Source organism: Streptomyces sp. NBC_00433 (genome assembly GCA_036015235.1).
In the GTDB taxonomy this organism is placed as follows: domain Bacteria; phylum Actinomycetota; class Actinomycetes; order Streptomycetales; family Streptomycetaceae; genus Actinacidiphila.
The window spans coordinates 8,893,799-8,917,554 of record CP107926.1 but is presented as its reverse complement, the minus strand read 5'-3'; the positions used below and the strand labels follow the sequence as shown (position 1 = coordinate 8,917,554).

Below are 23,756 nucleotides of genomic sequence, written 5' to 3'. Positions count from 1 at the left end.
ATCACTGTATAAATGAGAATTCTTCTCCCCTGGTCTGCTAAAAGCACCCATCGTGGGGGGCGCCCGGCGCCCGGCGCCCGGCGCCCGGCGCCCGGCCGAAGGCGCCGCGCAGCGGAGCCCGTAGGGGGCCACTGTGCGGCGGCGCGCGGTCAGACGGCGGGGGTGTGCTGATGCACCAGGCCGAGTTCGGGGTCGAGGTGCAGCAGGTGGTCACCGAACGCTGTCGGCGCCCGGTCGGCGGTCAGGGGCAGCAGGACCAGGTCGCCCAGCAGAGGGTGGCCCCTCCAGGCGCTGGGCGGCCGCGGGTGGTCGGCGCCCGGGCGGGCCACCCACGCCGCGGGCACCGGCACGCTCCGGCCGAGGAGGGCCCGTACGTGCGCGGGCCGCAGATTCCCTTCGGGTAGTTCGAAACGGCCGGCCGCGTCCAAGGCCAGCCGTCCGTGCGGCGTGCGATAGCAGGGCAGCAGCGGGCGGGGCAGCATCCCCAGGCGGGTGGCGGCCGTCGCAGCGGTCAGCGGCTGGCGGTGCAGGTCGAACAGAGACGCCACGCGGTGCGGCGGCGGGATCAGCTGGGCGGAGCTGAGGTGCTCCTGCGCCCTCACCAATGCGGTGTAAGCGCGGTGCAGTTCGGCGTCGACGGCGGCGCCCTTCTCGGTGTCCAGGAGGGCCTGTACTTCTTCCACCAAGGCGGGCACGGCGTCGGGCAGGAGGAGGGGCTGCCCGGCGGTGCGCGCGGCGAGGACCGCGGCGGTGGCGTGGAGGGTGAACGCGGGGATGTGTGACCAGTGCTTGGGCACGTCCAGTGCGCCGTCCGGGCCGACGGGGTGGCACACCGTCAGGCACGCGCCGGTCTCCCGCACCCACGCAGGCCGCCGTTCCTGCCCGGTCCAGGCGTGCTGGAACCGCCACAGCCGGCCCAGGCGCTGCAGCAGCCAGCCGATCGGGACCAGGTCGCTGATCATCACGTCGACGTCGATGTCGAGGCTGACGTCCAGGACGCTCGTGGTGACCACGACCATCCGCCCGGGATAGGGCCGGTTGCGGCCGAGGGCCTGCCGTACCCGGCGCATCAGGCGCTCGCGCTGCCGGCCGGGGAACCGGGCGTGCAGCAACACCAGATCAGCGGGCTGCCCACCGAAATCCAGGGTGTCGCGCAGGTACCGGTAAGTCTCCTGCGCGTCGGTGACGGTCGCGGCCATCACCGCCGCATATCCCCCGCCGGCCGCCACCGGGGCGACCAGCTCTCCGATCACCGCCAGGCGCTCCCCGGCCTGAACCTGCCGCGGCAGCGGCCCCAGCGGCCGGTACACCACGTCCGCCCGGCCGATCATGACGCTGCGGCGCTGCCGCCCGCGGTGCCGTTCACGGTCGGCAGCCGCCATCACCACGGTGGCGCCCGTACCGGCGTCCGCGATCAGCCACCCCGGATACGGGGCGACCAGCGGCCCGGCCTGAGTGGCGGTGCCGGCCCCCCGCAGGTAGGCGGCAACCAGCCGCTCCCCCGCCCGGGAAGGCAGCGTCGCGGACAGCACCACCACCGGCGTGCCGAACCCGCCCAGCCACACCAGCAGCCGCTCCAACTGGCGGAAGGTGAAGGTGTCCAGGACGTGCGCCTCGTCGATGATCACCGTCTTCCCCGACAGGGCCAGCATCCGCAACGGGCTGTGCCGCACCGGCAAGGCCGCCATCAGTGCCTGGTCCACCGTGGCCACCGTGAACTGCGCCAGCAGCGCCCTGTCCCACCCGCGCAGCCACCGGTCCGGGACCGTGACCGCCTCCCGGGGACGCTCCCGCTCCTCCCCGTCGCCCTCGTCCCACACCGTGTCGTTCCACGGGGCGTCCCGCGTCGAGCCGTGAAGGTCCGCCGCGATCCGCTGGTCGGTATAGGCCCGGTTCAGCCACGGGTGGTGGTGCACCAGGCCCAGCGGCGACCTGTCCGCGCCGTGCGCCTCCACATACCTCGCCGCAACGTCGTAGGCGGCATCCGCCGTCGCCGTCGTCGGCAGCAGCCAGCACCAGCCCGCCGTCCCACAGGCCGCGTTCAGCAACCGCGCCGCTTCCAGACCCGCCGCGGACTTACCACCGCCTGTACCATCCGTCACCAGCACAATCGCACCCCTACCGCCCAGCCCCGCCTGCCCCAGACCCGTCATCAGCGACGCCTGCATCGCATTGGGCTCCGGCAGGCCGTGCGCCCGGGCGAACGGCATTTCAGGCAGTACCACCCGGGTCAGCCCCGCACGGTCCACCAGCCGCGGGGCCTGCGCCCGAGAACCGGCCATGTGCTCGGCCGCACCTACTGCGGGCGCCGACGCCCGCCGAGTCCAGTACCCGCGCTGGCTCACCAACCGGTCCGCGAGCATCACCACACCCGTGATCAGCACAGCCGCCTGCGCCGACATCCGTGACGGCACCGCGTCCACACCCAGCAGATGGTGCACGACCAGCACATACCGACGCCGCAGGTCCGCCCACAGCGGGCCGCCCAGCCTGCCGTCCTGCTTCAGCTCGCCCGCCACGTCCAACGCCAGGTACCCGCCATGATGGCCACCGGCGACCTGCGCCACCCGCACACCGGCGCTCTCGTTGCCCGCCACCTCGAAGCCCAACTCCACCAGCACCGGCAACAGCGCCACCATCGACGCCCGACCGTGCGGCATCCACACCCACCCACCCGCATCAGCCCGCAGCGCCTCCCCCACACGCGCCCACGCCACCGGCTCACACGCCTGAAAAGCACTCGCCTTCCCGATGTCATGACAGGCCGCAAAAAACGCCACCAGCTGGCCCGCCTGCTTCAGCGGCACCCCCAAACCATCAGCGATGAGCCGCCGCTGCCGCGCCGTCAAAAACCATCGCCACAACACCTCCCCCACCGCACCCGCATCCAGCAAATGAAACAACAATGCATACGACTCCCCCGTAGCGCTGTCGAACTTCCCCCAGGGACCCAACGAGATTCCCCCGCGCCCTGCATCTTCCACCACACCCACCAGCACCCACCTCCACAGCCATCACCACGACCGCGACCACGACCACGACCACGACCACGACCACGACCACGACCACGACCACGATGAAGCCCCGCTCAACGAAGCGTCCTCGCCGAAACACCATCGACAGAAAAACACTGGGAAACGACCACAACAGACCACTCAAGGTCATAGATCCGCATGCATCCGACCGACCCCAACGCCCCCGCCGCGAACCGCTGGACAACATGCCCGCAAAAACCACACCATGAACAGCACAGGACGCAAAACCCACCAAGCACAGCGACAACGAACCCAGAAACCAAGTAAAGAAAAAACCAAGCCCACACAACAGCCCAGGTCAGAAAGCCTGCTCCCCCGGCGCGAGGGGGTACCGCGGCCAGGGGTCTTTCCCACCAGGCGGGAAGAAGCTGCTCCCCCGGCGCGAGGGGGTACCGCGCCCTCCTGCACGGCGCCCGCCAGTACCTTGACCTGCTCCCCCGGCGCGAGGGGGTACCGCGGTCTGCCCACGCCACCAGTCAACAGCTGCGTCCTGCTCCCCCTGCACATGGGGGTACCGCGGCCGGCCGCGTGATGTGGCCCGCCTGCGCGTACTGCTCCCCCTACACATGGGGGTACCGCGCCGTAGCCGGTGGCGGTGCCGAGTCCTGCGGCCTGCTCCCCCTACGAATGGGGTACCGCGCTCGGCGGATAGTCCCGGCACCCGCTCGGCATCTGCTCCCCCAGCCGCCGCGTGGGTAACGCGGGCATCGGGGCGAGTTCACGGTGGTGGCGGAACTGCTCCCCCCTACACGCGGGGGTACCGCACGCCGGGCTCGACTTTGGCCACGCTCGTCGCTCTGCTCCCTCTACTCACGGGGGTACCGCGCGGGCGCTACTGAACGTCGTGCGCACCGTCACCCTCCCGGTCAGCCTGCTCCATTTACACCGGGGACGACAGCTAACGCTACGTCTATTGGAACTCCAACCGCAGAGCCCAACTGGCTCGGAGATCAACTGTTGGGAAGAAACATACGCCTGAGCTGCGCCCATAGCCTCTAGAGCCCGGACATGTCGTTAGAGAATAGGCGACAGGCCGTCAGGAACGCCTGGACGCCGAGACCGAAGTTCACAGGAGATCGAGCGTCATCTGCCCCATGGCCAGAATCCGTGCCGCCTGGCTGTGTGGGGTGATGTCCCCGAAACCGACTGTGCTGAATACGGTCAGCGTGAAGTACAGGGCGTCGGTCCGCGACAGCGGTCCGCCGAAACTCTGTGGCGCGCTGCGCTGCAGCAGGTAGTAGGCGGCCGCGTAGAGCGACAGGAAGAGTGGGAGGGTCGTCGCCAGTGCCTCGACCGCCCGCAGCGTGGGCCGAGCGGAGCGCCTGATCACGCCGATCTGCCAGGACAGCAGGACTGCCACCGCTGCCGTGCCGCCGATGAACGCGAAGACGGTGGCGGGGCTGACGGGCGATGCCAGGGGAAGCACGTAGTAAGCGGTGACGAGCAGACCCGTTGACACCAGGGATCGCAGGGCGGCCAGCAGCATGGACAGGCGGTCGCTCTTCGTCTCCATGGCGTCCCTCCCTTTGCCCGGAACCGATGCCCGTGACTGTCCTCGTCACCCGCTGACCAGGGACTCACTCTCCTGGGCGGTCGTCGTCTCCTGCAGCAGGACACGGGGGCGGTCACCGGCCTGGCGGCACGGCGCGCACCAAGCCGTCGACGGATCTCGAAAAGCGTTCAGGCGGGTTGTGGCGGCGTTTTGGCGGTGTGCTTGGCGAGCAGGCCTGCGAGCAGTATGACGAGCAGAGCGATCGCTACACCGCAGAGCGTCCACAGCACCCGGTAGCCTTCGGCGGCGTAGTCGGAGGGCTGCGGAAGGTCCACCAGGATGAGCACTCCGGCGGCGATGGCCGCGGAGTAGAGCGCGTAGTTCCAGAATTTCATCGCCACCCCGTGCATCAGCAGGACGAGCGCGACCACCTCGAGTCCGCGCGTCACCGCGAAAAGCTTGAGTCCGGTTTCACTGGCAGGAATCAGCAGCAGCAGGCCGGCCGCGACGGCGCCGATGGCCGCGCCGGTCAGGCGCTGGGCGGATACGAGCATGGCCTGCGACAGGGTCGGCTTCATCGCGATCATGGCCGCGATCGTCATCCAGTAGCCGTGCGACAGGTTGAGTCCGAAGGCCAGCGCGACGGTGCCGGCCATGACCAGGGCCCGGATCACCGTGAACATGATCAGCGGCGCGGTCAGCTTCCGCCGCGAGATGTCACCAGGGATCTCCTCGACCGGCTGGGGCCGCTCCTGACGCCCGCTGACGAGCCACCAAAGGAACGTCAACACGATCCACAGTCCCGCCCCGCCCGCCCAGGCAACCACCTGAGCCCAGGTGTAGCTGGTGATGCGGGCCGCATGGTGAAGGCTGAACCCGGACGCGAAGGCGATGACGAACCACAGGTTGAGAAGCGTCGCGCTGACGAACCGGTGCACCCCGAACGCGATCGAAAGGCCGGCCACCAGCGTGACCGCGAACGTCGCCAGCACCAGCCACCCCCACGCCTCTCCCCCGATGCCGAATCCCAGCGCGGTCAGCCCGGCGCCGATGGCCGCGAAGACGGCGACATGCCACGCACGGTGTCCCAAGCCGCCTCCCGGGTCAGCCAGCCACGAGAACAGCAGGCCGAACAAGGCGCTCAGAAGGTACTGCTCATGCCCGATCGCCCAGAAGACGACCAGCGGCACCAGCGCCATGTCCAGGAACAACACCCCTCGCGGCCAGTTGAGCCCAGCGGGGGTGAGCTCGAACACCTTCGACAGCCAGCCCACGACCTTCCCCCCGTGAACGGGCTGTCCTTCTCGTCCGCTCGCGCTTGCCATGGCCTGTCCTCGCTCGCCCCAGTTGCCGGGTATGCCGCTCCGGCCCCGCATTCTCCGACGCCACCAAGGCAGCAGCGAAGCGACCCGCGGGGCCCCAACAAACCCGGCGCGCCCACCAGTCGTACGGCGCAAAGGAGCAACCGTATGCCGGGTCGACAGCACCCCGCCCGCTGCCACTCCATTCGGGCTGCGCACCGAGGCTCCGGGCCGCCAGACTGACCTTGCGTCTTCGGCAGCGAAGAGGTCCGCGCTGCTCTGCCGCGCTTCCGGGGCGCGGAGCAGCTCCACGTCCGCGAAGGCCATCCTGGGCAGTTGCTCGCTGGGTGGCCCGCATCTCGCTGGCGGTTAGGCAGCGGTGGGTCGTCAATGCCCGGCTGCGCCTCACGGCGCCTCAGGTGTCAGTGGCTTGGCGTGCACGCATGAACGCGAATGGTATCCGCGTAGTCGGGGGATGCGCTGGAGTCGCTGCGCAAGCGCGCAGGCGGGCAGCAGATGGACACGGCGGCCGTCGGCGCGGGTCGCGCCGCGCAGGGACTTGCCGTCCACCGCGACCGCTGTCCGCACCGGGCCAGACGGCGGGTATTTGTCCTCGTCGGCGGCGCGGGAGGCGTCCGCACGGGCGGTGAGTCAGCCGCCGATCGCTGCGTCGAGGGCGTCGCCGTCGACGCGTTGCAGTACCCGGCGCACGGTCGTCTCACTGGGGGCCCGGTAGGGCCGGTCCGGATCGCGCAGCGCGGCCCCGCAGTGGAGAAGGAGCTGGTCAGGGGCGTCAGCGGCCCACTCTGCGATGGCGCTGAGGGACTCGCTCCGGCCAGGACCGCGCAGGCGGCCAGGGCCAGGACGTACGACAGCGGGTGGCGTCGGCCCCTCAGGCGGCGCGGGTCGGGCAGGCGACGCAGCCGGTCCAGCAGGCCGGGCAGGTCATCGGGACGGGCCGGATCGGAACCGGCGAGTTGGCCCAGCCCGGCGGGGATGGGCGATGATGACGCGGCAGGCAACGGTCTTCCGTTGTGGTGATCAGTGAATTCGACACTCCATGTTCACCGGGATCCGTGCCTGCGCGTCTGCTGTGACCTTCAGCGGCAGTTGACCACCGCGGTCTCGGCTTCGGTGCCGAGTCCGGGCGAGGCGTGCTGTCAGTGCCCGGGGTCAGAGGCTGGTGAGCAGTTGCAGGCGCTCGGCGCTGGGTGAGCCCTGGTCGGCGTGGTAGACGACGAGGAGTTGCTGTGCCTCTGGCCTGAGGAGCTTCTCGTAGCGCAGTTCCAGCTGCCCGACCAAGGGATGGTTGAACCGCGTGTACCCGGCGGCGCGGCGGCGGACCTCCCGTCTGGCCCACAGCGTGCGGAAGCGTTCGCTGGCGACCGTCAGCTCGCCGATGGTCTCCAGGAGTTCGGGATCGGCGTCGTCGATGCTGAGGGTCGCGCGCAGTCCGGAGACGGCTTTGGCGGTCACGTCGTCCCACTGGGGGTAGAGGCTGCGCATCTCGGGCTCGAGGAACACGGCTCGCAGGGGGTTGCTCCCCACGGCGAAGAACGGGCACAAGGCCACAGCCAGGCGGTTGGCGGCGACGACGCGGCCGGATGTCGCCTGGGCGTAGGCGGGTGTGAGGGGCCAGCCGTCGAGCAGGGGCTGGAGGTCGGCTTGGCCCGTCTGGGAGCGGGGACGGCGTCGCCGGGCCGGGGGCGTGGGGTGGGCGAGGCGGTGCAGGTAGGCGACGGCGTCGTCGTCGAGTTGCAGCGCCGCGGCCAGGCTTTCGAGGATCTGGTCGGAGGGGTGCTGGTTGCGGCCCTGCTCCAGGCGCAGGTAGTACTCGGGGCTGATGCCGGCGAGGTGGGCAACCTCCTCCCGGCGCAGCCCCGGGACACGGCGGCGCTCTCCGGCGGCCAGGCCGGCCTCCTGGGGGCTGAGCTGTTCCCGCCGGGCCCGCAGGAAGTGGCCGAGGGTGTCCGCCATGTCGTGCATCCTTCGACGTTAGTCGGCGAGCAGGCCGAGCCGCACCAGACTGCGTGCACTCGCGACAACACTCTCCTCGTTCGAGCGCGGTGCCCCGCCCAGCTGCTCACGGGCCTTGGCGTTGCTGGCCCGGCGGACCACGCCCAGCTGCGGCACCGTCTCGCGCAGCTGCGGGCTGACCGTGGACAGCAGCCGCAGCAGCCAGGCGGGGGCCGACCGGGTGGGGGCCTTCGCAGCCGCTTCGCCCAGCTGGGAGCGAAGGACGAGCGCGATCTGCTCGAAGGAGATCGGCTCGCCTGCCAGTGCCAGGTACCGCTGCCCGGCGGCAGCCGGCGAGGTCATCGCCTTGATGTGCAGGTCGGCGACGTCCCGGACGTCGACGGTATTGGTCCAGATCGGCGGCGCGGCACGCATGGCACCGGTGAGCATCGCGTGGATGATGCGGATCGAGCTGGAGTAGTCGGAACCGAGTACCGGACCGAAGATCCCGACCGGGTTGATCGTGGTGAGTTCCAGACCGTTGCCCTCGGCGGCGATGAAATCCCACGCCGCGCGCTCGGCGACAGTCTTCGACTTGACGTACGGGGTCACGCCGGGCCCGTCCAGGCTCGTCCAGTCGGCTTCCGAGAAGACCCGGTCCGTCGGGCCGTGGCCGTAGCCGACCGCGGCGAACGAGGACGTCAGGACCACCCGCCTGACGTCGGCGTCCCGCGCGGCCCGCAGCACCCGCAGCGCACCGTCGCGCGCCGGGACAATCAATTCGTTCTCGTCCTTCGGACGGGAGGCGGGGAACGGCGAAGCGATGTGCAGAACATAGTCAGCCCCCGCTGCGGCCCTGTCCCAGCCCGCGTCGGAGGCCAGGTCCGCCTCGACGTAGGAGACTCCCTCCCGCCCCGGCGCCTCAGCCACGGAGAGCATCTTTTCGACGTCAGGTTGCCGCTTCAGTGAGCGCAGCGTGGTCGTGACCTTGTGCCCCGACGCCAAGAGCCGCGCGATCGTGTGGGAGCCCAGGAAGCCGGTCCCACCAGTAACGAGTACGTGTGCCATGACGACAGGATCACCGTGCACGACCGCCCGGTTCCAGATCCTGCTGTTACTGGTACCCGCAGGGACAGGCACGACGGCCATGTCGTGAGTGCCCCCAACCAGTCAGTCATGTGGCCAAGTAGCACTGCGGCTGGCCAAGTAGCACTGCGAGCCACATCTGCCTGTCGTTCCATCACGAATCACCAACACGGCGAAGCTGGGGCATCAGGACCATATCCGCTGTATCGGGCCCACCGCGAGAACGACTGAGCCCTGGGCCTCCCACCGGTCAGCGGTATCGCCTGCACCCCCAAGGGCCTCGTCGTCAGTACACGCGGCCGCCACATCTGGCGAGTGGACACGAGCGACGGGGCATACCGGATGGTCACCGCAGTGCCCCTGATCTCCGCCCACGACCGAGGGACGGACACGATCGCCGCACGAGACGACGGAGAACTCGCCGTCCGTCTCCTCGGGGACCGCCGCATTCTGGTGCTGCACCACAGCAACGACTACCAAAGCAGCGAAATCGTAGATCCAGAGGCAGAAGGCGTACCCATGGCCTTCGCATGGGACAACGAAGCCCTGCTCATCGCCGTGCACGACGGCGCACTGCACCGAGTGGAAATGGACGGCACAGCAACAGAACTCACCCGCGTCCAGGGAACACCAGTCGCGATAGCCACCAACCCAGATTCAGTTCACGTTCTCTGTGCATCGTCACCAGGGCGTGCGACCGGAGAGGATTACAACAGGCTCTGGAGCATCCCGCTCGCCGACACCAGCACACCTTTACCAACCCTGGCCAACTCGCCACCACCGCCGCTGGCGAAACCTACGTCGCCGACTTCGGAGCCGGAGCCATCTACCGACTCCTGCCCTAGCCACAGGCAGACCCCGCTGACCATGACAGTCCACCCCCGCGAGCAGACGGGTCGGTCCACGCTTCCAGCCACCCGATGATCATGAGCGTCCAGTCAATGAATCTGATCAGAACCCAAAACACGCAGATCAGATACCACTGCACCCACACGCCAACGCCGATCCTCAGCCCACCCCACAGCAAAGGCAACCGAACCAACTACATGATCAGCTCAGCCCACAGCCCTTCAGAGCGACCATGATCATTGGGCGCGTACAATCCATAACCCGTGCGCGTACCGTAACGCTGCTGTTCCACCGCATAGGGGGCTCAGGCAACAGGATCCCCAGCCCTTGGCTGACGATCTCCGGTACACGGCGCCGTAGTGCGCCATAGTGACAGCATGGAACAGGACGCTCTGGCAGCCGCTGTGGCTGCGTTCAACCGTGCCTCGTACGCCAAGGAGTTGGCGAAGGCCGAGGAGCAGAGGCAGCAGATACTTCGTGAGTTTCCTCTGGAAGGTTGGCCTGAGTTGCCGCTCGAGCGGTATGCGTTGGGGTTCGCCGAGCGGCAGAAGTGGGGTCCGCCCTTCTGTACCCGGATGGAGTTCCATACCGATGCCCTCGGCAGTATCAGGGGCGGCGCCGCCGGCAAGCACATCATGTTCCGCCACCGCAGCGGAGAGTGGAGGCTGTCCGCGCCGCTGAAGGGAATGAACCCCGAGGAAGCGTGGCAGCGACTGCGCAAAGAGTTCGTAGCGGCGTTCGAGACGGCAGGAGCGGGTGCCTTCGACCGGGTGGACGACCTGGAGGTACTCGCCTACGGCCCTGCGCTGGTGACGAAGTCCCTCGCCACGTACTTCCCGGACGAGTTCCTGCCGGTCTACTCCAGCGATCACTTGCGGCACTTCATCGGTCTCCTCGGCGGGTCTGTCTCCGGTGCCCCGGCCTGGCGGTTGAACCGGCGGCTGCGCGAGCTGGTGCTGGCCCGTCCTGAGTTGGAGAACTTGAGCCCGCATGAGGTCGTTCGTCTGCTGTACAAGGCGTTCGACCCGCGGCCGCAGTCCCCGAGGCTCCTGAAGGTCGCCCCCGGGCAGCATGCCGCGTACTGGGAGGCATGCCTGCGCGACGGCCACATCTGCGTGGCCTGGGGGGAAGTGGGCAACCTCGCCGAGTACGGCAGCGACACCGAGCTGCGAGAAGCGCTCACCGAGCACTGGCCGAAGAAGGCAGGTGGGCATCTGGCCCTTGCCCGCCGGCTGCTGGCGTACCGCGATCTCAAGCCGGGCGACCGCATCGTCGCGAACCGTGGCCTGTCTGAGGTGCTGGCCGTGGGGACGGTGACGGACACCGGCTACGCCTACGACGATGCGCTGTCGCCCGAAGCACCGCATCTGGTCGGTGTCTCGTGGGACACCTCGTACGCGCAGGTCCTTGAATCGCCGCAGAACGGATGGCGGCAGACGTTCGGCCCGGTCAGTCAGAAGCTGTGGAAGCAGGTGCAGGCACAGCGGCAGGCGGATTCGGCACCGGCTGGTTCCTCGTCCGGGGAAGAATCCGGCCGCCCGGATTCCGGCGAGGCCCCGGACGTGGCGCTTACTTCCCAGGTCACCCGGGTCGTCGACGCGCTGGAACGCAAGGGGCAGGTCATCCTCTACGGGCCGCCCGGCACCGGGAAGACCCGGCTCGCGCTGAGCGCTGCCATGGCCATAACCGGTATGGCGGACCGGATCGACGCGCCCGTACCGGAGCGCCAAGATGCCGTGAAGGCGATGATGTCGCCGACCGTCCGATCGGCGGAGCGGCCCGCGGTATGGCTGTTCGTCACAAGCCGGAACAAGAGCAACTGGCGCTGGGACGACCTGGAGAAGGAAGGCAGTGCCACCCTCTGGAAGGGCCGGCTTACCCGCAACTACGAGCAGATGCAGCCCGGCGACCTGGTGGTCGGATACGAAAGCAAACCCACGAAGAAGGCCGTCGCCCTGGGACGCATCACCGGCATCGACCTGTCCAACGAGGACGAGTGCGTGAGCGTGGAGTGGGTCCGTCGGCTTGACGGCCCTACCTGGGAGGAGTTCAACACCGATCCGATCCTGAGCCTCAGCGAGCCGAAGGTGCACCGCATGCAGGGCACCGCGTTCCGGCTGACGCCGCGCGAGGCCGAGCGGATCCTCGACCAGGACGAGGGGGAGGACGGCGCCGGATCGGCCCGGCCTACGGTCAGCCTCGTGACCTTCCACCCCTCCTACGGCTACGAGGACTTCGTGGAGGGTTTCAAGCCCGCTCCGGCCGGTGCGGGCAGCGGGCTGTCGCTACGGCTCACTGACGGTGTCTTCTTCGACCTCTGCACCACCGCGGCCGAGGAACCCGACCGCATCTTTCTGCTGATCATCGACGAGATCAACCGTGGTGACCTGCCGCGCATCTTCGGCGAGCTGGTCACCCTCCTCGAGCCCGACAAGCGCGACATGCCAGTGGTCCTGCCCGTCAGCGGCCGATCGTTCTCCGTGCCGCCGAATGTGCGCCTCATCGGGACGATGAACACGGCAGACCGCAGCGTCGGCCACCTGGACGCAGCGATCCGGCGCCGGTTCGCCTTCATCGAAGTGGGTCCTGACGCGGACGTGGTCTCCGGATCAGTGGGGCCGCTGGACCTGGCCGCGTTCTTCGAAGATCTCAACTCCAGGATCGTCCGGTTCCTGGACGCCGACCACCAGCTCGGCCACGCCTTCTTTCTGCGCGACGGCGAGCCGCTCATCAGCGACACGCACCTCGCCGCCGCCTTCCACGACGACATCGTCCCACTGCTGGAGGACTACACCCTCGGCAGCGCTGACCTGCTTCGGGACCTGCTCGGCGGGCTGGTCGATCCGCAGACCGGACGCCTCGCGCTGATACCCGCGGACGAGCTGGCCGCCGCGCTCGCCGCAGAGTTCACCGCCGCAGGCGTCGACGAGGCGCTCGATGGGTGATCCTCGCGGCCGACTTCAGGAGGTCCGCCTGGGAGAGTACGAGTACCGTGAAGTGCGGGGGGAACAGCTGACAGACGCGGATCTGAGCCGCCTGCGGTCGCTCACCGAGCAGCGGTGCCTGAGGGTCTCCGAGACACGGTACGGCTGGCGCATCGAGGCACTGTCGACGGTGGGTGTGCTGGTACTCGACCGCATCCGGCTGGTCATCGAGCCCAAGACCGCGGTGGACGGCAGCCGGCTGGTCAGCTGGCTGTGCTATGCCCTCCATCTGCCGGTCCGGCACGCGGCGACTCCCCGCGGATGGCAGACCGACCGCGCCGGGTTCACGGACCTGGTCATCTCTGCCCTCGTCGCGGAGTGCCGCGCGCTCCTCCTCGGCGGCCTGCGCCGAGACTACGTCCGCCGCGATCTGGTCGAGTCGGTGCTGCGGGGACGTCTGGACCTCGCCGCCCAGGTCTCCCGTCGGTACGGCCAGCTCGACCGGCTCCACCTCCGCGCCTTCGAACGGGACGCCGCCATCTGGGAGAACGAAGTATGCGGCGCCGCCCTGTACCGTGCAGCGCGACTCGCCGACCGCCGGGAGCCGGCGCGGGCGGCAGCCGACACTGCCGCTCTCTTCCCTCAGCCCACTACCCCCGCCGCGGCTGTGCAGATGCTTGCGAGAGCCAGGTACACGCGACTCAACGCACGGTACCGCCCGGCTCACGCCTGGGCCCGGCTGCTCCTCGACGGAGGCGGCATCGACGACCTACTGGTCGATGCCGGGCACACCGCCGATTCCCTGCTACTGCGTATGGAGGTTCTGTGGGAGGCGGTCGTGAGACGGATGGCAGCCGAGGTAGCCGTCGGGATGCACGGGCGCCCGGTGCCGTCCTCCGGCGGCTCGGCGATCAAGGTGTCCGGTGACCGCTCATCCCACTCCCCCTTCCGCCCCGACGTCCTGCTGTGCTTCGCGAACACGCCGCCGACGTTCCTGGCCGTGGATGCCAAGTACAAGCGCTACGACAACAGGTCCATCTCAGCCGGTGACATCCACCAGATGCTCACCTACACCGCCGGATACTCCCCCGAGGGGGCCGGCGCAGCCGTGGTCGTGCACCCCTCCCCATCTGGTGCCATCCACCGCCGTCTTCGCGTAAAAGCACCGCGCGGACAGCTCGCCGAACTGCACGTAGCAGGGATCGACGTACGGCTGTCACCGCAGGACGCGGCGCATGCCTTGGCCCCTGTCCTCGCCGCTGCCCTCCACAGCACCGGCCGCATCCCGGCAACGGCCAGGACGCTCCCTCCAGAGCCGGCGCACCGGCGTGCAGCCGAGGGAGAGACCGTGTCTTCTCCCCGTTCTGCTCGACAGTGAACGTTGGTACCAGCCCGGGCCGTGAAGGCGCTGTGGCAAGCTCAGCCAGTGGGGAGCAGGGCCGTACGGACTACCGGGTCGCGCAGTAAGGCAAGAGTCTCGGGCTCGTCCGCGAAGACGTCTTCGGCTCCTGGTGTGACTGCGTGGTGGAACATGGCGTGGACGACATCGGCGGTCGGCTGTTCCCAGATGTCGCCCGCCCAACGCGTCGCACGCTCCACATCGCCGAGCTCGAAGGCATCGCGCCAACGCTCCAGTAAAAGCGGAGTGAGTCGGTAGGCACGGAGGCGCCCCTCAACAAGAATCCTCCGGTTGAGACCGAATATGGTGATCGTTTCCTTGCCTCTGTCCGAGAGGTCCAGATATACACCTGCAGCAAGTGAGAGGTGTAGGTGCGCGGCAGGATCCTCGCGACTGGGGTCTATCAGTAAGGGCGTTCCGTCGTCGGCAGTCGGGAATTGGTCACGCTTCAGGTGGCTGTTGCACAGGGAGCACGCCAGCAGGTGGTTGTTCCAGTCGAAGGTCCTGAGCGGGTTGACCCGGAGGGGCTCAAAATGATCGATGTCTGTGCCCTGGCTGTCCCCGCAGTACATGCAGCGTTCCAGCCCGGGCGCCATCTCCGCGAGGGTGCTTTTCAGCACCGGGTGTATGTGCTTCCGGACGGTGGTGTGCTTCCATAACTCCCGTGCCCGCTGCCGGGGAACGGATGCCTGTCCTATGTCGCTTGTGTATCCGACCATTTTCGTCAGGGCCGTCTGCGGGAGCGGCACCCGGGTGATGCGGATCATGGTTCCCGCCGGGTGCGGGAGTGGAGCCGGGCTGCGATCTCGTCGACACGGGTTGCCGGGGAGCTGGTCAGCTTGCGTTTGAGGTCACGGTAGTGGGCTTTCTCTTGCTCTGTGGCGTTGCCGCGTACAACGTCCAGTTCCAGGGCTACGAGCTCTTCCCTCTTCTGCTCTGCCTGTTCCGAGTAGGGGGTGTCGAGCCCGAAGAGGTCGGAGAGTACGGCGTCGTCTCCGCTTCCGAAGATGACCCGGTCGTACAGATGCTGGGGCACCGTCTCCACTGGGCTGTCCTCGTCGGGGCCTGGGAGCCTGATCAGGCCGCCCGGGTCGGCCGCCTGGCAGATGTAGGGGCTGTGAGTGGTGACGATGAACTGGATGTTCGGGAAGTGCGTCTTGAGCCAGCCGCCGATTCGCTTCTGCCACGAGACGTGCAGGTGTGCGTCGATCTCGTCGATGATGACGATCCCCGGGCTGGGGACCTTGGGGACGCCGTCAGCGGTGTCCAGGACGAGCTCGCCGAGTCCGCCCAGGCCCGCTGGCGCGCGATCACCGCACCCCACCTCGTCGCCCTCGTCCGAGCCGGCGCCCGCTTCGAACGCGGCATCCTGGTCGAACGCGAGCCAGCGACCGCAGCCTGACATGGGGTGCTAAACCGAGACACCGTAAGAGAGGCAGCAGTGGACCAAGGCACCCGCGGGGAACTCATCCGCAGACTGACCGAGGTGATCACGTCCATCACGACCGCGCACCCGCTCCGGGTCGCCATCGACGGGCCGCCCGCCTCCGGCAAGACCACGCTGGCCGACGAGCTCGCTGTCGTCCTGCGCGCGCAGGACCACGACGTCATCCGCGCGACCATCGACGACTTCCTCTTCCCCCGTGCACAGCGCTACCGGCGCGGCCAGTACTCCGCCGAAGGCTGCTACTTCGACGCCCACGACCACGCCGCGCTGTGCCGAGTCCTGCTCGATCCGCTCGGCCCGGGCGGAAACCGAAGGTTCCAGCACACGGTCTACGACGCCGACACCGACACCCCTTCGTCCCCGCCGGCCACGACCGCCCCCGAAGACGCCGTACTGCTCTTCGACGGCGTCTTCCTCCTGCGCCCAGAACTCATCGACCGGTGGGACCTGAGCATCTTCGTGTCCGTCCCATTCGAGCAGACGATAGATCGCGCCAAAGACCGAGATGCAGCGCTGGCCGGATCATCCATCGCCGACACAGCCGAGATCGAAAGGTCCTGGCGCAACCGCTATATCCCTGCCCAGCAGCTCTACTTCGCCACAGCCCGTCCGACCGACCACGCAGACATCATCGTGCACAACGATCAACTTCAAAGCCCGACCTGGGAAGTCCGACCAAACTCACCGATACACAGGATTTGACAATTGCTCTGGACGTGCTGCACTCGCCCGAGTTCGCCGACATGGCGCCCGCCGAGATATACGCGGTCCTGCTGGACCGGGGCGTCTACCTGTGTTCGGAATCGACGATGTACCGGCTCCTGCGCCGCCACGGTGAGGTCCGTGAACGCCGGCGGCAGGCCGTCCACCCGCCCCGCAAGATCCCCGAGCTCGTCGCCGAGGGCCCAGGCCGCGTCTGGACGTGGGACATAACCAAGCTGAGGGGGCCGGTGAAGGGCGTCTACTACTGCCTCTACACGATCATCGACATCTTCAGTCGCTACACCGTCGGCTGGATGGTCGCCGACCGTGAGAACAAGGATCTCGCCGAACGCTTCCTGTCCGAGACCGTCGCCAAGTACCGCCTCGACCGCGGGCGGTTGACCATCCACTCGGACCGCGGGTCGCCGATGGTCGCGCAGAACGTCGCCCAGATGCCGGCCGGCCTCGGTGTCACCAAGTCCCACTCCAGGCCCAAGACGTCAAACGACAACCCCTTCAGCGAGAGCCAGTACAAGACCCTGAAATACCGGCACGACTTCCCCGAGCGCTTCGGCTCCCTCGAGGACGCCAAGGCATGGTGCACCCGCTTCTTCCACTGGTACAACGAGGAGCATCGGCACTCCGGGATCGGTCTCCACACCCCCTACCACGTGCACTTCGGCCTCGCCGAACGGCTCCGCGACATGCGCGCGGACATCCTCCAGGCCGTCTACGAACGCCACCCCGAACGCTTCGTCCGCAGGCCACTCGAACCACCCAAACTCCCAGGCACCGTCTGGATCAACAAACCGAAGGACGACCCACCGATCCCGACGCAGCGTTAGAACGAACTACCTGCCTCAATCGCTTTGACAGGTTCCGCAGGGCGGTGACGAAGTAGATGACGCGTACCCCGTCGATCTCGTCCGCGTAGTCGCGCAGCGCGGCCGAACTCGCCGCCGTCGTCGCCCTGCTGCTCGCCCGGCTGGGCCCGCCCGCCCCGGCCGTGGCGGCCGAGCCGCTCCCCGCCTCGCCCCGGCCGGGCCCGCACCACTGATACGCGGCGGGCCCGTTCCCCGGTCCACTCGGACCGGGGAACGGGCCCGCCCTGTCGGCTCAGGGCCGCGTCGAGCGCCGCTCACGCAGCCACAGGCCGGTGGCGACCGCCACGGTGCAGATGCACAGCCAGGTCACCAGCTCCCACGCGGGAGGGAACCGCCTGCCGCTGACGAGCCACCCCACGACGAAGGCGACCACGGCGACAGAGACCAGCAGTGCGGTGCGTTTGACGATGTTCGTCGCCATGTTCTCGCCTACCACCAGGTGTGAGTTGCGGAGTGATGGAAGTACGGGTGTCCTCCGTACCAGCTCCAGTGCCAGCCGTAGGAGAAGACCACTTCCCGGTACCTGTAGGTTCCCCAGGCACTGACGGCCTGAGACATGACGCCGACGATGACCCCGACGACGCCCAGGCAGATGGCCGCCCCGATGCCGCCCAGCGCCCAGGAGCACAGCCCGCCGATGAGGCCCGCGGCGCCCCAGAGGTAGCCCTGGTACATCATACGGGCCTGCTGGACGGTGAAACCGAAACCGATGTGCCCCTTCCAGTGGTAGAAGTCGAACAACCAGTACATGCCGGTCAGATCCGAACGGGTCACCGGATTCTGCGTGGCGTAGTCGTACGCGTTGGCACCGACAGTGGGGAGCGGGTCGGTGGACAGGAAGCGGCCGGTGGTCGGGTCGTACAGGCGCACCCCCATCAGCGTGGCGCCGGTGACCGTCTCCGCCGAGCGGAGTTTGCCGCCGAGCCAGCCGTAGCGGACCGCCGCTCCCGTGAGCGGGTTGCCGTACTCGTCGTACGCGAGTGCGGTGGGCGCGGTCGCGGTGTCCAGCGGCAGTTGGACGGTGACGTTGCTGTGCAGATCGGTGAGCTGCAGCACCGTGCCGCCGCCGGCGGTGACGGCGTCGAGGTCTCCGCTGATGCCCCGCACGTTGCGGGTCAGGGTGCCGCTGGTGTCCTCCGCGGTCCAGCTCGGACTGTCCGTGCCGTCGCCGTAGTGGTTGGTCCTGGCGCCCGTCTGGTTCCAGGTGCCGGCGGTGTTCGTCTCGGTCGTCCAGGAGGCCAGACGCTCGGCGGGGTCGAGCGTCCACGTCTGGCGGCTGGCGCCGTCGGCGGACGTCTGCTGGCGGACGAGGTCGTCGGTGTAGTAGCCGATGACGGCGCCCGAGGACTGGGCCGTGGTACGCCCGAAGGCGTCGTAGACGATGCCGCCGTTCCCACCCTGGGTCTGCAGGCGGTCGGCACTGTCGTAGGTGTAGGCGGTGGACACCGGGGTGCCCGCGGTGCCGTCGGGGTTGTCGACGGTGGTGATCAGGCCGGTCCTGTCGGAGTCGCCGTCGAAGGCGTAGGCCCGGTGGGTGGTGGTGCCCTGCTGGGTGTCGTCGACGCGGGTGAGGCGGTCGGCCGCGTCGTAGGCGTAGACCTGGGCACCGGTGTCGGTGGTGTGGCTGGCCTGCTGGCCCTGCACGGTCTGGGTGACCGCATCGGTCGCCAGGATCAGCCCGTCGCTGTCACGTGTGTACGTGCGCGACGTCTGCGTGCCGCTCTCGTCACGCGTGAGGGCCAGGGTGAAGCCCCCGGGCAGGGTCTCGCCGGCCAGGTCGCCGTCGGCATCGTAGGTGGCAGTGAACGTTCCGGCCACCGAGTCGGAACGGGAGGTCTCCAGCCCCCGGGGGTCGATGGCGGTGTCGTAGGTGTAGGTGGTGGTCGAGGGCGCCGAGTCTGTGACCCTCGTCGGCCGGTCCAGCGTGTCGTACCAGGTGGTGGTGGTGTTGCCGGTGCCGTCGGCGTAGGACACCTGCCGGCCCAGGGCGTCGTAGCCGGTGGAGGTCGTCTGGCTCGCGGTGCTGGTGGTGGTCTGCTGGCCGGTGGCCGGATCGTAGGAGAAGGTGACGTCCGGTACAGCGGTGCCCACGCCGCCGGTCACCGAGGTTCCAGTTCTGCGTCCCGCGCCGTCGTAAGTGGTGGTGGTGGTGCGGGCGATGCCGTTCGCGGTGTCGGTGACGGTGGCCGTGTCACCCCAGCGGTCGTAGGTGGTGGTCCTGGTGGGCAGTTGCGCCGGGTTGCTGCCGCCGCCGGTGATCGCGCCGGCCGGGCCGACGGAGCAGACAAGGTCGGCCCATTCGGGTCGGCCGTTGCACGTTCCGGTGCCGGTGGCCGACCAGTAGGTCGTCACCGTCGCACCGGCGTCGGACCCGGTGGACCTGGGCAGTGCGGTCCTGATGACGCGGCCCTGCGCGTCGAAGCCGGTGGTCCTGACCACGTCCAGTCCGGCCGGATCGGTGACCGAGCGGTTGGCCAGGCCCATGACCCAGTCGTAGCCGGTCGTACTGGTCTGCACGTCGCCGTCGCCGGAGTAGGTGTCACCGGCCAGCACCGCCGCGCCCACGACGACGGTCGTCGGCTGGTCGGCCACCGTGGCGGTGCCGTCGGTCGGGCGCCCCTGGTCGAAGGCGGTCACGGTGTGCTGTCGCGCCGGCACGAACGATCCGGCCGGGAGGTCGGTGCCGCCGTCGGCCGCGTGCAGGGGCGAGACGAGGGTCACCATGTGCAGCGGCCCGAACGTCTCCAGCTCGCGTTGGCCGGCGTTGGCCGGGTCGGTGTCCTTGTCGGTGCCGGCGTCCGCCGCCACGCTCATGCTGTTGTAGACCGACAGGGTCGACAGCAGTCGCGCCCGGTCGGCCGTGGCGAGGCCGTCGATGCCCAGTCGCTGCTGTTTGGCCAGGCCGTCGCCGGCCGTGGCCAGCGCCAGCTCCCTGTCGGCGGCGGTCAGTTCGCGCACGGTGTTGCCGAACTGGTCGTACTCGGTAGTGGTGAGGTGCCCGCCGGGGCCGGCGGTGTTGACCTCCCGGCCCGAGGGGTCGGTGTAGGTGACGCTGGCGCGCCGGTATGCGTCGTCGGCCAGCGACGCACCGTCGTGCGAGGCGGGGACGGCATCCGGGGGGAAGACCGCGGTGGCGTCCGAGGGCACGTCGCCCTGCCCCCATGCGGCGACGTCGCTGCTGCCCATGGCGTAGGGCGCGCCGGTGCCGTTCAGCGGAACGTCGTAGACCACGCTGGTGGTCGCGGTGCCGTTGGTCTGGGTGGCACTGCCCGGCGTCAGGGTCGCCCGGGAGGCCGACAGCAGCATGCCGTCGCTCGCGGTGGCGGTGTTGCCCACGTTGCCGTAGGCGAACGTCCACGGCAGTTCACCGGCCGGGGTGAGAGTGGTGATGCGGCCGGCGCTGTCGTAGTCGTAGGCCGTCTTCAACGCGGGACTGATCCGCGGGTCCCACTCCTGGCGGAGCCTGCCGGCGGTGTCGTACGCGTACTGGGCCACCGTCGACGCGGTGGCCGCGGAACCGCCCGGGTCGGTTGCCCACAGCTTGATCTGGGAGACCTGGCCGGCGTAGTCGCCGAAGGTCGAGGCGCCGGCCGTGGTGGCGGTGGCGTAGACGTACTGCAGGACCCGGCATCCCTTGGTCGCCGGCGTGGCGGCGCAGGTGGCCTGGGTGACCGCGGAGGTCGGAGCCACCACGTACTTCGGACGTGCCAGCACCGTGCTGCCCACGGTGACCTTCTCCGAGACCACCTGCGTGGTGGAGTCGGTGGTGGGCAGGAACGTCGAGCTGACCTGCCACGCCGTGGCGGCGGGATCGACCTTGGCGAAGGTGGTGGTCGTGCCGTCGCTGTCCTTCAGCGTGAAGGTACCGGTGAGCGTTCCGGTCAGCGCCAGGTCCTCGGAGCCGGGTTCGGGCTTCCATCCGCCGCCGGTGGTGGCGGTGAAACCGGTCGGGTTCCCGCCTGCGTCGACCAGGGCCACCGAGGTGGCGGAGGTGGCGTGGAGGTAGGACCAGTCGGAGTTGGTGGTCTCCGCGGTGGTGCCGGAGGTCCACTGCGGACCGAAGACGGCCACCTGCCCCTCCTGCGCGGACCCGTTGGCGGGACGGCGCGAGGTGGCACTGCGGGTGACGGACAGGTCGAATCCGGAGGCGTCGGTGGCGCTGATCGCCGCGTCCCCGGTCAGGGCGTTCACTGACGCCGGACCGGCCGTCAGCGACGGGGCGGAGCCGGCGTTGCGGTCCACCGTGACCGTGTTGGCCGGGGAGTTGTCGGCGCTGGTGCCGTCGGTGAAGGCCGCACGGACGTCCACCGGCCCGTCCTGGGCCAGGGTGTCGGTGACGTTCCAGGTCAGTGCGGCCGGTACGCCACCGGGTGCGGCCACGGGCCAGGCACCCGCGGCGGAGCCGTCAAGTGCGCGGACGTCCGCGGTGGGCACGGTGTGCCAGGTGTCGGTCTCACCGATCCGGTACTGGTAGGTCACGCCGGTCTCGGTGGACTTCCCCTGCCCGGCCAGCTCCATCCGGCGGGCCGGACGGTCACCCTGGGCGGGCGAGAGCAGGGCTGCTCCGGCGCCCGCGTAGAAGGTGTAGGTGGTGGCCGTGGAGACGTTGCCGGCCTTGTCGTGCGTCGTGGCGCTCACCACGTGCTTGCCGGCCCGGAACGTCAGGGTGTCGGAGACGGCGGTGCCGGTGGTGGTGTGGGTGTGGGCGGTGCCGCCGTCGAGCGTCCACACCACCGAGGCGGTGTCGGTGGTCGGCGGGGTGAAGGTGAAGGAGCCGGCGAAGTCGCCCGAGGCGTCCGCGGTGCCGGACCAGGTTCCCGCCGGGAAGTCACCCGACGACACGGACGTGGTGGCCGGTGCCCTGGTGTCGACGGTCAGCGTGCGCCAGGCGGTCCAGTCGCTGTTCGGGCTCCACCAGTTCTGGCCGTCGTAGGAGGAGGCGTGCCATTCGTAGGTGCCGTCCGCCAGTGCGGTGGTCGGCGACCAGGTCGCCGTGGCACCGGAGTTGACGTAGGCGGAGTAGCCCGAGGCGACCACGGTGGTGCCGTCGGTCTTGTCGACCTGGAAAAGCTCCTTGACCGTGTCGCTGTCGGCGTCGGTCGCCGATGCCTGCAGGGCCGGCGTGGCGTCGTTGACGCTGGCACCCGTGACCGGCGCGACCTGCGTTGGCTTGGACGGCCGGTGGTTGTAGGTGATCGAGAACGTCGGGTTGTTGGCGAACTTCACCCGGTCCAGGTCGTTGGTCTCGGTGGCGTTGAACAGCCCCATCGTCCAGTTGGTGTTGTGCAGGTCGGCGATCTTCTGCATGCCCGAGGTGACGTCGAAGGTCACCGGCAGGTTGGGGCTGCTGCTGGTGGTGGTGAACGTCGTCGACGCGCTGGGGGAGGGGTAGTTGGGGTTTGCCGCGGTGTCCTTGCACGGCTGCTTGTTCCACGTCGTCGTCGAACTGATGGCGCACGTGGAGAAGGCGTTGACCGTGTCCGTGTTGGTTCCCGACGCCGAGGCGCTACTGACTTTGGTGTTCAGCTTCGCGGACTGGATGACCGCGCCCCAGATCGAGCTGGGGATGCTGAGGTTGTAGTAGGTGCGCTCGATGCCGGTGGGCGAGGAGAAGCCCTGGTAGCCGACGGCCAGGCCGCCGCTGGGCGTCACGCCCCAGTTCGAGGTCGTGGGGTAGGCCTGCTGCACCTCGTCGTAGTGCAGCGTCGAGCCCGACGCCGGGTGCGGCACGTACGCCGGGTCGATGTAGACCGGGAAGACCGTGGACTTCGCCGTCAGCAGCCGGTGGTCGGCGGCCAGGTGCAGTGTGTGGTCCTTCAGCCGCGCGGTGACGCGTGCCTGGTGGGAACGCGAGCCCGGGCCCCGGGCGCTGGAACGGGTTCCGGCGGCCGTCCGCGTGCGGGCTGGGGACGGCGCCGAGCCGGCGGTGTTCGCGCCGGCGGATGGGGCAGCGGTCTCGGCGCTGGTGGCCGAGTCCCACATCACCGGCGCCGGGGAGGTGACCAGCAGCCGGCCGCGGGCACCCTTGACCGTCAGGTTGCCGCCGGCGTCCGTGGCGGCGCTGGTGCCGCTGCCGGTCGCCACACCCTGCACGAGATCAGCCAGGGCCGGATCGGCGGCGGCAGCGGCGGTCCTGACCACCAGCGTCTCCTCCACACCGCCTGTCACCGAAGCGGTGACCTGCAGGTCCACTCCGTCCAGCACGTTCGCGTACGTCGCGGTGTCACCGGACAGCACCGGCATCGCCAGCTTCGACGGCCACGACAGCGACACGCTCCTGCCGTCCACGACCATCGTCGCCAGCGGACCCCCACCACCCCCGACAGCGACAACGCCGACTCCGTCGCCACCGGTGCGACCTTCCCGTCCGCGCCGAGCTGCAGCGTGGCGTCCAGGTCAGTCCATCCACCGCCGCGCCTGACCCGCACCGGCTGCGCGGAGACGGCGTAGGTCACCGAACCGTCCGGGTTCAGGAACGTCTGCGACGCGTCCGTACGCTCGCTCAGAGCCTCGATGCGCCGGTGCTGCAGACGCGCCATCAGGCGAGCCGACGGCACGTCCTGGGCCTGCGCCGCTCCCAGCGTCGGCGTAGGAGTCGCTGTCACCGCTCCCTCGTGCACCGTTCGCGGTGCGGCGAACGCCACCCCCGAGTTGGCCGCGACGGTCGCCGTCTCGACAGCC

General features: G+C 69.1%; 12 protein-coding genes and 1 pseudogene. 4 read left to right on the top strand and 9 right to left on the bottom strand.

The features are described 5' to 3' along the window. Positions 1–149: 149 nt before the first annotated feature. The 5 genes from OG900_38675 to OG900_38655 form a co-directional block, all read right to left on the bottom strand. Complete coding sequence (locus OG900_38675; protein ID WUH95511.1) at positions 150–2,984, bottom strand: HD domain-containing protein; 2,835 nt, start codon at positions 2,982–2,984, stop codon at positions 150–152. A gap of 1,117 nt (positions 2,985–4,101) precedes the next feature. After that, positions 4,102–4,548 (bottom strand): potassium channel family protein, encoded by a 447-nt coding sequence (locus OG900_38670; protein ID WUH95510.1) that lies wholly within the window; start codon positions 4,546–4,548, stop codon positions 4,102–4,104. Positions 4,549–4,715: 167 nt separating this feature from the next. After that, on the bottom strand, positions 4,716–5,801 hold the full coding sequence (locus OG900_38665) for an FUSC family protein (protein WUH95509.1): 1,086 nt from the start codon (positions 5,799–5,801) through the stop codon (positions 4,716–4,718). Positions 5,802–7,001: 1,200 nt separating this feature from the next. Next, positions 7,002–7,814, bottom strand: coding sequence for a helix-turn-helix transcriptional regulator (locus tag OG900_38660; GenBank protein WUH95508.1), 813 nt, complete (start codon positions 7,812–7,814; stop codon positions 7,002–7,004). A gap of 9 nt (positions 7,815–7,823) precedes the next feature. Beyond that, positions 7,824–8,852: an aldehyde reductase gene (locus OG900_38655; protein WUH95507.1), complete on the bottom strand. Its 1,029-nt coding sequence runs from the start codon at positions 8,850–8,852 to the stop codon at positions 7,824–7,826. A 1,244-nt stretch (positions 8,853–10,096) separates the two neighbouring features. Here OG900_38655 and OG900_38650 point away from each other — a divergent pair. Beyond that, positions 10,097–12,664: an EVE domain-containing protein gene (locus OG900_38650; protein WUH95506.1), complete on the top strand. Its 2,568-nt coding sequence runs from the start codon at positions 10,097–10,099 to the stop codon at positions 12,662–12,664. Next, positions 12,657–14,021 carry an McrC family protein gene (locus tag OG900_38645; GenBank protein ID WUH95505.1) on the top strand — a complete coding sequence of 455 codons (1,365 nt, stop codon included), beginning with the start codon at positions 12,657–12,659 and terminating at the stop codon, positions 14,019–14,021. Before OG900_38650 ends, OG900_38645 begins: the two co-directional genes overlap by 8 nt. A 41-nt stretch (positions 14,022–14,062) precedes the next feature. Here the strand turns inward: OG900_38645 and OG900_38640 are convergent, their stop codons facing one another. Together OG900_38640 and OG900_38635 are read right to left on the bottom strand one after the other, a co-directional pair. Beyond that, complete coding sequence (locus tag OG900_38640; GenBank protein WUH95504.1) at positions 14,063–14,809, bottom strand: HNH endonuclease; 747 nt, start codon at positions 14,807–14,809, stop codon at positions 14,063–14,065. Then, positions 14,806–15,447: an AAA family ATPase gene (locus OG900_38635; protein ID WUH95503.1), complete on the bottom strand. Its 642-nt coding sequence runs from the start codon at positions 15,445–15,447 to the stop codon at positions 14,806–14,808. Before OG900_38635 ends, OG900_38640 begins: the two co-directional genes overlap by 4 nt. A gap of 36 nt (positions 15,448–15,483) precedes the next feature. On the opposite strand from OG900_38635, the gene OG900_38630 reads away from it, so the two are divergent. Together OG900_38630 and OG900_38625 are read left to right on the top strand one after the other, a co-directional pair. Next, complete coding sequence (locus OG900_38630; protein ID WUH95502.1) at positions 15,484–16,191, top strand: cytidylate kinase family protein; 708 nt, start codon at positions 15,484–15,486, stop codon at positions 16,189–16,191. An 8-nt stretch (positions 16,192–16,199) separates the two neighbouring features. Then, a pseudogene (locus OG900_38625) lies at positions 16,200–17,036 on the top strand (DDE-type integrase/transposase/recombinase). Between the two features lie 271 nt (positions 17,037–17,307). On the opposite strand, the gene OG900_38620 reads toward OG900_38625, so the two are convergent. Together OG900_38620 and OG900_38615 are read right to left on the bottom strand one after the other, a co-directional pair. Continuing rightward, a complete protein-coding gene (locus OG900_38620) occupies positions 17,308–17,496 on the bottom strand; it encodes a hypothetical protein (protein ID WUH95501.1) in 189 nt (62 codons plus the stop codon). A gap of 8 nt (positions 17,497–17,504) precedes the next feature. Continuing rightward, on the bottom strand, positions 17,505–23,363 hold the full coding sequence (locus tag OG900_38615; GenBank protein WUH95500.1) for a hypothetical protein: 5,859 nt from the start codon (positions 23,361–23,363) through the stop codon (positions 17,505–17,507). Between the last annotated feature and the right edge of the window lie 393 nt (positions 23,364–23,756).

Excerpts from the sequence above, each read along its gene's own strand:
- OG900_38660 (WUH95508.1), bottom strand. The coding sequence starts at position 7,814 with ATGCACGACATGGCGGACACCCTCGGCCACTTCCTGCGGGCCCGGCGG.
- OG900_38650 (WUH95506.1), top strand. The coding sequence starts at position 10,097 with ATGGAACAGGACGCTCTGGCAGCCGCTGTGGCTGCGTTCAACCGTGCC.
- OG900_38670 (WUH95510.1), bottom strand. The coding sequence starts at position 4,548 with ATGGAGACGAAGAGCGACCGCCTGTCCATGCTGCTGGCCGCCCTGCGA.
- OG900_38640 (WUH95504.1), bottom strand. The coding sequence starts at position 14,809 with ATGATCCGCATCACCCGGGTGCCGCTCCCGCAGACGGCCCTGACGAAA.
- OG900_38645 (WUH95505.1), top strand. The coding sequence starts at position 12,657 with ATGGGTGATCCTCGCGGCCGACTTCAGGAGGTCCGCCTGGGAGAGTAC.
- OG900_38635 (WUH95503.1), bottom strand. The coding sequence starts at position 15,447 with ATGTCAGGCTGCGGTCGCTGGCTCGCGTTCGACCAGGATGCCGCGTTC.
- OG900_38655 (WUH95507.1), bottom strand. The coding sequence starts at position 8,852 with ATGGCACACGTACTCGTTACTGGTGGGACCGGCTTCCTGGGCTCCCAC.
- OG900_38620 (WUH95501.1), bottom strand. The coding sequence starts at position 17,496 with ATGGCGACGAACATCGTCAAACGCACCGCACTGCTGGTCTCTGTCGCC.